The organism is Azospirillum sp. B506 (genome assembly GCF_000333595.1).
In the GTDB taxonomy this organism is placed as follows: Bacteria; Pseudomonadota; Alphaproteobacteria; order Azospirillales; family Azospirillaceae; genus Azospirillum.
In genome coordinates this window covers 1-9,887 of record NZ_BADK01000596.1, presented here as the reverse complement: position 1 = coordinate 9,887, position 9,887 = coordinate 1, and the positions used below count along the sequence as shown (strand labels likewise).

At 68.5% G+C, this 9,887-nt stretch carries 8 protein-coding genes and 1 pseudogene; 7 read left to right on the top strand and 2 right to left on the bottom strand.

The window, feature by feature from the left end; translation table 11 throughout:
• A partial coding sequence (locus tag I71_RS17345) for a 2,4-dienoyl-CoA reductase FMN-binding domain-containing protein (protein WP_042696093.1) occupies positions 1-1,094 on the bottom strand: 1,094 nt, incomplete at its 3' end.
• Between the two features lie 285 nt (positions 1,095-1,379).
• On the opposite strand from I71_RS17345, the gene hyi reads away from it, so the two are divergent.
• From hyi to I71_RS36100, 3 genes and pseudogenes are all read left to right on the top strand, one after another.
• Positions 1,380-2,174: a hydroxypyruvate isomerase gene (gene hyi / locus I71_RS17340; RefSeq protein WP_042696090.1), complete on the top strand. Its 795-nt coding sequence runs from the start codon at positions 1,380-1,382 to the stop codon at positions 2,172-2,174.
• Positions 2,175-2,213: 39 nt separating this feature from the next.
• Complete coding sequence (glxR, locus tag I71_RS17335; RefSeq protein WP_042696089.1) at positions 2,214-3,098, top strand: 2-hydroxy-3-oxopropionate reductase; 885 nt, start codon at positions 2,214-2,216, stop codon at positions 3,096-3,098.
• Positions 3,099-3,215: 117 nt separating this feature from the next.
• Positions 3,216-3,863 (top strand): annotated as a pseudogene (locus I71_RS36100) (glycerate kinase); the annotation flags it as partial.
• Positions 3,864-4,053: 190 nt separating this feature from the next.
• Here the strand turns inward: I71_RS36100 and I71_RS17325 are convergent.
• Positions 4,054-4,785, bottom strand: coding sequence for an extracellular solute-binding protein (locus I71_RS17325; RefSeq protein WP_244433894.1), 732 nt, complete (start codon positions 4,783-4,785; stop codon positions 4,054-4,056).
• A 301-nt stretch (positions 4,786-5,086) separates the two neighbouring features.
• Between I71_RS17325 and I71_RS17320 the strand changes: the two genes are divergently transcribed.
• The 4 genes from I71_RS17320 to queC form a co-directional block, all read left to right on the top strand.
• Positions 5,087-6,412: an O-acetylhomoserine aminocarboxypropyltransferase gene (locus I71_RS17320; protein ID WP_042696087.1), complete on the top strand. Its 1,326-nt coding sequence runs from the start codon at positions 5,087-5,089 to the stop codon at positions 6,410-6,412.
• Between the two features lie 10 nt (positions 6,413-6,422).
• Positions 6,423-7,238, top strand: a complete 816-nt coding sequence (locus tag I71_RS17315) for an alpha/beta fold hydrolase (protein ID WP_042696086.1) — start codon at positions 6,423-6,425, stop codon at positions 7,236-7,238.
• Positions 7,239-7,369: 131 nt separating this feature from the next.
• Positions 7,370-9,292, top strand: coding sequence for a PAS domain S-box protein (locus I71_RS17310; RefSeq protein ID WP_280109891.1), 1,923 nt, complete (start codon positions 7,370-7,372; stop codon positions 9,290-9,292).
• Between the two features lie 109 nt (positions 9,293-9,401).
• Positions 9,402-9,887, top strand: a 486-nt coding sequence (gene queC, locus I71_RS17305) for a 7-cyano-7-deazaguanine synthase QueC (RefSeq protein WP_042696085.1), incomplete at its 3' end; no start/stop codon positions are given.

Below are 9,887 nucleotides of genomic sequence, written 5' to 3'. Positions count from 1 at the left end.
GCAGGCGCGCGGTTGACCAGACAGCTGGCCGTCTTGCGGAGAAAGATATGTCCCAGGCAGCCCTGGTTGCAGGCGATGCAGCTGTTGATGGCTTCGCCCCGGCCGGCCGCNGCCTTGGCGACGAAGTCGGGGTCGNCCAAGAAGGGCCGCGCCATCGACACCATGTCGGCCAGCCCCTCGCCGATCACCGCGTCGCCGACCTCCGGCGTGTTGATGCGGTTGGTGGTGCAGAGCGGGATCGACACCGCCTGCTTCAGCTTCCCCGTCACCCAGGCGAAGTTGGCGCGCGGCACGCTGGTGGCGATGGTCGGAACCCGCGCCTCGTGCCAGCCGATGCCGGTGTTGATGATGGTGGCCCCCGCCCGCTCGATGGCCTGGGCAAGCTGCACCACCTCCTCCCAACTGCTGCCATCGGGGATCAGGTCCAGCATCGACAGGCGGTAGATGATGATGAAGTCACGCCCGACCGCCTCGCGCATGCGCGACACGATCTCCACCGGAAAGCGCATGCGGTTCTCGTAGGAACCGCCCCATTTGTCGGTGCGCTGGTTGGTGTGGGTCACCAGGAACTGGTTGATCAGGTAGCCTTCCGACCCCATCACCTCCACCCCGTCATAGCCGGCCTCGCGCGCCAGCTCGGCGCAGCGGACATAGGCGCGGATCTGGCGCTCCACCCCGCGCGCGGTCAGGGCGCGCGGGGTGAAGGGGGTGATCGGCGACTTGATGCGCGACGGCGCCACCGACAGCGGGCTGTAGGCGTAGCGGCCGGCATGCAGGATCTGCAGCGCGATCCTGCCGTCTTCCGCATGCACCGCGTCGGTGATCACCCGGTGCGCCCGCGCCGCGCCATGCCGCGCCAGGGTGGAGCCGAAGGGCGACAGCCAGCCCTCCACATTGGGCGAGAAGCCGCCGGTCACCATCAGCCCGACCCCGCCGCGCGCCCGCTCGGCGAAATAGGCGGCCAGCCGCGGGAAATGGCGGCGCCGATCCTCCAGCCCGGTGTGCATCGACCCCATCAACACCCGGTTCTTCAGCACCGTGAAGCCGAGGTCGAGCGGGGCCAGCAGATGCGGGTAGGGCTGGGAGCCGGGCATGGTCACGGGCAAATGTCCTCCGATTATCGAACCTGCGCTTCTGGCGGCGTTGGGTGAGCGGATTATTGACGATGCGAATCCTAGTCCAGGGTGACGTATGCGTCAATCATGTTCCGCGCCGTCAATCAGCACTCCCGCAGCACAATCGTTCGCACCCCACGCTTTCCGCTGGGTGAAAAAGCCGTTCGGCGAACTGGCTCAAGGGCCTGCGCGGCGGTCAAGCTCCCAACCCAAGGGCCGCCCCTCCATCCCCGGCGGCCAGTTCGCGTAACCCGGAGTTCGGTCATGGTGCAATTCGCCGCCAACCTGACGATGCTCTACAACGAGCATCCCTTCCTCGACCGATTCGCCGCGGCGGCCGATGCCGGCTTCCGTGGGGTCGAGTATCTGTTTCCCTATGATTTCGCCGCCGATGCGCTGGCCGAGAAGCTGCGCCGGCATGGGCTGACCCAGGTCCTGCACAATCTGCCGGCCGGCAACTGGGGCGGCGGCGAGCGCGGCATCGCCATCCTGCCCGACCGCGTGCAGGAATTCCGCGACGGTGTCGCCCGCGCCATCGACTATGCCGGCACGCTGGGCTGCAAACAGGTCAACTGCCTCGTCGGCATCCTGCCGCAAGGGGGCGATGCCGCCACCGCGGAAAGCACGCTGACCGCCAACCTCGCCTATGCCGCCGATGCGCTGGCCGGCGCCGGGATCAAGCTGCTGATCGAGCCGATCAACACCCGCGACATTCCCGGCTTCTACCTGAACCGCACCCGCCAAGCGCTGGACCTGATCGCCAAGGTCGGCTCCGACAATCTCTTCGTGCAGTACGACATCTACCACATGCAGATCATGGAAGGCGATCTGGCCCGCACGATCGAGGCCAACCTCGCCCAAATCGCCCATGTCCAGCTGGCCGACAACCCCGGCCGCTTCGAGCCGGGCACCGGCGAGATCAATTATCCCTTCCTGTTCAAGCATCTGGACGCCATCGGCTACCGCGGCTGGGTCGGCTGCGAATACAAGCCGAAGACGACGACGGACGAGGGGCTCGGCTGGTTCGCCCCCTACAAGACCGAACCGGCGCACGCCTGAAGGCGCGCCCCCATCCATTCAAAGAGAAGGACTATCGTCATGAAGGTCGGTTTCATCGGTCTCGGCATCATGGGCACCCCGATGGCGGGGCATCTGCTGGACGCCGGTCACACGCTCTACGTCCACGACATCAAGCCGGTCCCGGCCGAGCTGACCGATAAGGGCGCCATCCCCTGCCCGAGCGGTGCGGAGGTCGCGGCGGCGGCCGAGGTCATCATCACCATGGTCCCGGACACCCCGCATGTCGGCGCCGCGCTGTTCGGCGAGACGGGTGTCGCCGCCGGCCTGTCGGCTGGCAAGATCGTGGTCGACATGTCCTCGATCTCGCCCATCGAGACCAAGGACTATGCCAAGCGCATCAACGATCTCGGCTGCTCCTACCTCGATGCCCCGGTGTCGGGCGGCGAGGTCGGGGCCAAGGCCGCCTCGCTGACCATCATGGTCGGCGGGCCCCAGGAGGCCTTCGACACGGTCAAGCCGCTGTTCGAGAAGATGGGCAAGAACATCACGCTGGTCGGCGGCAACGGCGACGGCCAGACCACCAAGGTCGCCAACCAGATCATCGTCGCGCTGACCATCGAGGCGGTGGCCGAGGCCCTGCTGTTCGCCTCCAAGGCCGGCGCCGATCCGGCCAAGGTCCGTCAGGCGCTGATGGGCGGCTTCGCCTCCTCGCGCATCCTGGAGGTCCATGGCGAGCGGATGATCAACCGCAACTTCACCCCCGGCTTCCGCATCGAGCTGCACCAGAAGGATCTGAACCTGGCGCTGAGCGGCGCCAAGGCGCTGAACCTGTCGCTGCCGCACACCGCCAGCTGCCAGCAGCTGTTCAACGCCTGCGCCGCGCAGGGCGGAGCCGCCTGGGACCATTCCGGCATGCTCCGCGCGCTGGAGCTGCTGGCCGGGCACGAGGTCGGGTCGAAGTAAGGGGATGGGGGCGCCGTCGGCGGACAACGCTGCCGATGGTGCTCCATCCAAACCATTTGCCTGCCAACCAATCGCGTGCATTCTAAGCGCCCCGCCACCCACGACGCCCGAGCGACCATGACCGTCACCGCCCCGACTGCCGCTCCCACCGCCGACACCCTGCTCCACGACCTGTTCCAGGCGGCGCTCACCGCGGTGACCGCCGAGACCCGGCTGCCGGCAGCCCTGCCGCAGCCGCCGAAGGGCCGCACGGTGGTGATCGGCGCCGGCAAGGCGGCGGCGGCGATGGCGAAGACGGTGGAGAACCATTGGCCGGGACCGCTGACCGGCCTCGTCGTCACCCGCTACGACCACGATTTGCCGACCGAGCGGATCGAGGTGGTGCAGGCCAGCCACCCGGTGCCCGACGCCGCGGGGCAGGAGGCGGCGCGGCGGATCGTCGACATGGTGCAGGGGCTGACCGCCGACGACCTCGTGCTCTGCCTGATCTCCGGCGGCGGCTCGGCCCTGCTGGCCCTGCCGGCGCCCGGAATCACGCTGGAGGACAAGCGCGCCGTCGCCAAGGCGCTGCTGAAGAGCGGCGCCGATATCGGCGAGATGAACTGCGTGCGCAAGCACCTGTCGGCAGTGAAGGGCGGCCGGCTGGCGGCCATGGCCCACCCGGCGCGCGTCGTTTCGCTGCTGGTCTCCGACGTGCCGGGCGACGACCCGTCGGTGATCGCCAGCGGCCCGACCGTGCCCGACCCCACCAGCTTCGCCGATGCCCGCGCCATCCTGGCGAAATACGGCATCACCCCGCCGCCCGCCGTGGCCGCCTTCCTCGAAGCGGCGGAGGACGAGACGCCGAAGCCCGGCGACCCGCGCCTGTCGGGTTCCGAGACCACCATCATCGCCACCCCGCAGGACGCGCTGGAAGCGGCGGCGGCGCTGGCCCGCGACCGCGGCTATACCCCCGTCATCCTCGGCGACGCCATCGAGGGCGAATCGCGCGAGGTTGCCAAGGTACAGCACCTTCGACTTCGCCGGCATTCACCGCCTTCATGGCGACGCTGTTGCCGCGATAGGGCTTGGCATTCTCCTTCATCGCCTTCAGCCAGGACGCGGTGGCCGCCTCGCCCTTCAGCTGGAGGAGCGCGCCGACGATGGCCTGGAAGTCGGCGCCGGCCGGGGAGGCGGCCCAGCGGCCCTTCCACTCGGGGTTGGCGAGGTCGAGCAACGACTTCGGCAGCTTGTCCTGGGTCAGCTTGCCGGTGTTGTAGGCGAAGACGGTGGAGCGGGCGGCGATGCCGACCCAGTGGCCGCTGGCCGGGCGGAAGCTCTCCGGCACCGGCGCCAGCGTCTCGGCATTCAGCGTTGCGAACAGCCCGGCATTGTCGACCAGGGCCATCGCCGGAGAATTCTCTGTCAGGAAGACATCGGCGGGGGAGGCGGCACCCTCCTGCACGATCTGGTTCCCCAGCTCCATGTCGCTGCCGTTGCGCACGGTCACCTTGATGCCGGTCTCACGGGTGAAGCGCTCCACCCATTCCTTGGTCAGGCTGGCATGCTGGGCGTTGTAGACCGTGATTCCGTCTGCGCTCGGCGCCGTCTGGGCGGAGGCGGAACCGGTCAGGGCCACGGCCGGCAAGGCGGCAAGCGCGGAGGCAAGGGCGAGCGAACGGACGAACCGGGAGCGGGAGATCTTCATTCCAACCTCTTCTGCGGGCAGGCACGGCCTGTCGGATCATGCCACCCCCGCCTTTTAGTCCCTGCGGCCATTTGTTGCAACTTGTTCTCATTCGCGTAAAGATTGACCATCCTCGTCGCTGCGGCCGGTCCAACCACCTTGACGCGCGCGTCACGCCTCCATACGCTTCCGCACCGTCGATGCCGCAGGAATGCGGGTTGAACAGGGCTGGCAAAAAAGACGCTGAAAAGCAAAGAGGGCCGCTCCATCGCAAGCGGCCCTCTTTTAATTTTCGGTGCCAACTTCGAGGGGAGGGGGGAGCATGGCCGGCGCCAAGTTCCTGAAGTTCGACACGCAAAGCCTGCATGCGGGGCAAAAGCCCGATCCGGCCACCGGGGCACGGGCGGTTCCGATCCATCTGACCTCCTCCTACGTGTTCAGCGATGTCGATCAGGCGGCGGCGCTGTTCAACCTGGAACGGCCCGGCCACATCTATTCCCGCATCTCCAACCCGACCGTCGCGGTGCTGGAAGAGCGGCTGGCGACGCTGGAAGGCGGGGTGGGGGCGGTCTGCACCGCCAGCGGACAGGCGGCGCTGACGCTCGCCATCATGACGCTGATGGGGGCGGGCGGGCACATCGTCGCCTCCTCCTCGATCTATGGCGGCAGCCGCAACCTGCTGGCCTACACGCTGCCGCGATTCGGCATCACCACGACTTTCGTCCATCCGCGCGACCTCGACGGCATCCGCGCGGCGATCCGTCCCGAGACCCGGCTGGTCTTCGGCGAGGTGCTCGGCAATCCGGGGCTGGAGGTGCTGGACGTGGCGAAGGTCGCGGCCATCGCCCATGAGGCCGGCGTCCCGCTGCTGATCGATTCGACCTTCACCACCCCCTATCTCTGCCGGCCGTTCGAGCATGGCGCCGATCTGGTCATGCATTCCTGCACCAAATGGCTGAGCGGCCACGGCACCGCCATCGGCGGCGTGGTGATCGACGGCGGCCGCTTCGACTGGGAGGCGTCGGGCAGTTTCCCGACCCTGACAAAGCCCTATGCCGGCTATCACGGCATCGATTTCGCCGAGGAATTCGGCCCGGCCGCCTTCATTGCCCGCGCCCGCGCCGAGGGCCTGCGCGATTTCGGCGCCTGCATGAGCCCGATGAACGCCTTCCAGATCCTGCAGGGCGTGGAAACCCTGCCGCTGCGGATGAAGTGCCACATCCACAACGCCCGCAAGATCGTCTGCTTCCTGGAAGGGGAGCTGACTGCCGAGACGGGCGCCGTCGCCTGGGTCTCCTATCCGGAGCTGGTGGACCATCCCGACCATGCGCTGGCGTCCCGGCTGCTGCCGCACGGTGCCGGTTCCATCATCTCCTTCGGCATCCGGCCCGGCGCCCAGGGGAGCGGGCGCGAGGCCGGGCGCCGCTTCATCGAGTCGCTGACCCTGTTCTCGCACCTCGCCAATGTCGGCGACGCCAAGTCGCTGGTCATCCATCCCGCCAGCACCACCCATGCCCAGCTGGATGCCGAGGCGCTCGCCGCCGCCGGGGTGGGGGAGGACATGATCCGCCTGTCCATCGGGCTGGAGGATTGCGACGACCTGATCGACGATCTGAAGCAGGCGCTGCGCGCCGCCACCAAGGGCTGAGGGCCGCGCCATGCAGCTGACCGTCAAAGGGAACCCCGTCTTCGTCCACACCGGCGGCCGGGAGATCGACCCCGCCCGTCCGGCCGTCGTGCTGATCCACGGCGCCGGCATGGACCACAGCGTGTGGAGCCTGCAAAGCCGCTATCTCGCCCACCATGGCCGTTCGGTCCTGGCGGTCGACCTGCCGGGCCATGGCCGCTCCGGCGGCGAACCGCTGGGCAGCATCGCCGCCATCGCCGACTGGGTGGTCGCCCTGCTCGACGCCGCCGGGCTGGAGCGTGCGGCGCTGATCGGCCATTCGATGGGCGCCCTGGTGGCGCTGGAGGCCGCCGCCCGCCATGCTGGACGGGTGGAGGCGGTGGCGTTGCTGGGCGTGGCGGAGCGGATGCCGGTCCATCCCGATCTGCTGGCCGCCGCCCATGCCGGCGAATCCTCCGCCATCGAGATGGTGATCGGCTGGGGCCATGGTCCGCGCGGCCATGGCGGTGCCCAGGGCGGCGGTTGCCCGACGCCGGGGCTGGCGCTGATTCCCGGCGGGCGCCGGCTGATGGCCTCGGTCCGGCCGGGCGTGCTCGGCGTCGATCTCGCGGCCTGCAACGACTATGGGCAAGGGGCCGATGCCGCGGCGGCGGTCGCCTGCCCGGCGCTGTTCCTGCTGGGCGCGCTCGACAGGATGACGCCGGCGAAGGCCGGGCGGTCGTTGGCTGCGCGCGTCAAGACGTCGCAAGTCGTCGTCCTGCCGCAGACCGGGCACATGGTGATGACCGAAGCACCCGACGCCGTGCTGGATGCGCTGACATCCTTCCTGTCCTTGCGGCGGGGATGAGTGTTTCAATCCGGAAACCCATCCACCGGGAGTCGGGTTCATCCTGACATGCGCCATTAACAACCCCCGATTACAATGTCCGGTGGGATTGCAAACGATCCCACCGTTCGCCGCAGGTCCGGGGGGGCGTCTTGCCGAATGGCGCATTTGGGGACACCGGGGCAGGTACCCTGTTCCAAAGCCGGCCTGAGGTCGTTGCGGTGCTTTCGCCGGACGGGCGCGTGCGCCAGGTCACCGAGTCCGTCGCCGATCTCTTGGGCCATGGGCCGGAGGCGCTGACCGGCGCCCCGCTTGACGCCCATATTCACCCCGACGATGTGGAGCAGGCACGTCTCCGGCTCCGTCTGTGGACAAGTGCTCCCGCCGACAGCATCGGCCGTGCCATGTTCCGCGTTCGCCATGCCGACGGCGGCTGGCGCTGGCTGGAGGTCGCCGCCCGCAACGAACTGGCCGATCCGGCCATCGGCGGGCTGCTGCTGAACATTCGCGACATCAGCGACCGGATCGCCCTGTCGGAACGGTTGCGCGCCAGCGAGGCCCGCTATCGCACCCTGGCGGAGGCGGTGCCGGTCGGCATCATGCAGGCCGATGCCGGCGGACAGGTGCTGTTCGTCAATGCCCGCCTTGCCGGGATCACCGGGTTGGAGCCTGACCGGCTGCACGGCAGCGGCTGGCTCGATGCCGTGCATCCGGATGACCGGGGACGGGTGGCGGCGGAATGGCGGCTGCACCCGGTCGGTGAGCCGGTGGCGACCGATTTCCGCTTCCACGATCCTGATGGGACGGGCACCGTCCGCCGGGTGCTGTGCCAACGCATCCGCCTGGAGGATGGCGGCACCATCGCCACCATCACCGACGTCAGCGAATATGTGCACACCGCCAACGCCCTGCGGCTGTCCGAGGCGCGCAATGAGGCGATCCTGGACACCGCCGCCGACGCGATCCTGACCGTCGACGAATCCGGCGTGCTGATCAGCTTCAACCGCGCGGCGGAGGCGATGTTCGGCGTTTCGGCCGGGGAGCTGCTGTGGCGGCCGCTCGATCGTCTGATTCCGCTGGCCGATCTGCGCGAAGAGGGTGGCATCCCGCTGAAATTCGCGCCCGGCCAGACCACAGCGCTGGTCGCCCGTGACCGCGCGGCGGAGGCGGAACGGGTCGACGGCACCCGCTTCCCAGTCGAACTTTCAGTCAGCGCCAGCGAGGTGGAGGGGCGCCGGCTTTATACCGCCATCCTCCGCGACGTGACAGAACGCCGGCGGGCGCAGGCCGAACTGTTGGCCGCCCGGGATGCGGCAGCGGCCGGCGACCGCGCCAAATCGACCTTCATCGCGGCCATGAGCCACGAACTGCGCACGCCGCTGAATGCCGTGATCGGCTTTTCCCAGCTGGTGGAAATGCAGGTGGGGGCTTGTACTGGAAACGGGCAGCGCAACGCGCAACTGCTCGACTGTGTCAGCGCGATCGGCCAAGCCGGGGCACAGCTTCTGTCGATCATCGACGATATCCTCGACATGGCACGGGTCGGTGCCGGCGGGCTGTCGCTGGTCGAGGGAGCGGTGGATCTGTCCGCCGTGGTGGAGCGCGCCGTTGCGGACATGGGTTTCCACGCCACCCACCAGGGCGTGACGGTGGAGGTGGCGGCCGACGGCAACCTGCCGCCGGTCCGTGGCGATCAACGGCGCCTCGGCCAGGCGCTGGAAAAGCTGCTGTCCAACGCCATCAAGTTCAGCCATCGGAATGCGTCCGTCTCGCTGACCGCCCGGCTTGCCACGGATGGCTGGGTGGAACTGTCGGTGCGTGACCGGGGCGTGGGCATGCGGCCGGAAGACATCGCGACGGCGCTCACCCCCTTCCTGCAGCTTGACCAGGGTGCCACCCGTCATCACGAGGGCCTGGGACTCGGGCTGCCGCTGGCGTTGCATCTGGTGGAGGCCCATGGCGGAACGCTGAGGCTGGACAGCGCGCCGGGGCAGGGCTGTACCGCGACCATCCGCCTGCCGCCATCCCGCATCATGACCATCGAAGACCTGTTGGCGATGAATTCCTGTCGATGACGTCCCCATCTGGCCTGTTCCGCCCGGATGTGCCAGAAGCTGTCGCAGGGCGTCCGTTCTCCTGGGAATTGCCCTGGGGATGGGCAGGCTTCAGAAAGGCAGATGCGCGATGGTGGATCGGAGCGGGGTCAGGGATGCGGTGGTGCTGGTCAGCGGCGGGCTCGACTCGACCACGGTCCTGGCGATTGCCAAGGCCGAGGGGTACCGGATCAATGCGCTCAGCTTCCGCTACGGCCAGCGCCATGCGGTGGAGCTGGAGGCGGCCAGGCGGGTGGTCGCGGCGATGGGGGTGGAGCGGCATGTGATCGCCGACATCGACCTGCGTGCCTTCGGCGGTTCCGCCCTGACCGACGCCATCGATGTGCCGAAGCACGACAGCGCCGGCGAGTTGGCCAATGACCTGAGCGGCGGCATCCCCGTGACTTATGTTCCGGCGCGCAACACCGTCTTCCTGTCCTTCGCGCTGGCCTGGGCGGAGACGCTGGGGGCGTCCGATCTGTTCATTGGCGTCAATGCGCTGGATTACTCGGGCTATCCGGATTGCCGCCCCGAATACATCGCCGCCTTCGAGACCCTGGCCAATCTGGCCACCAAG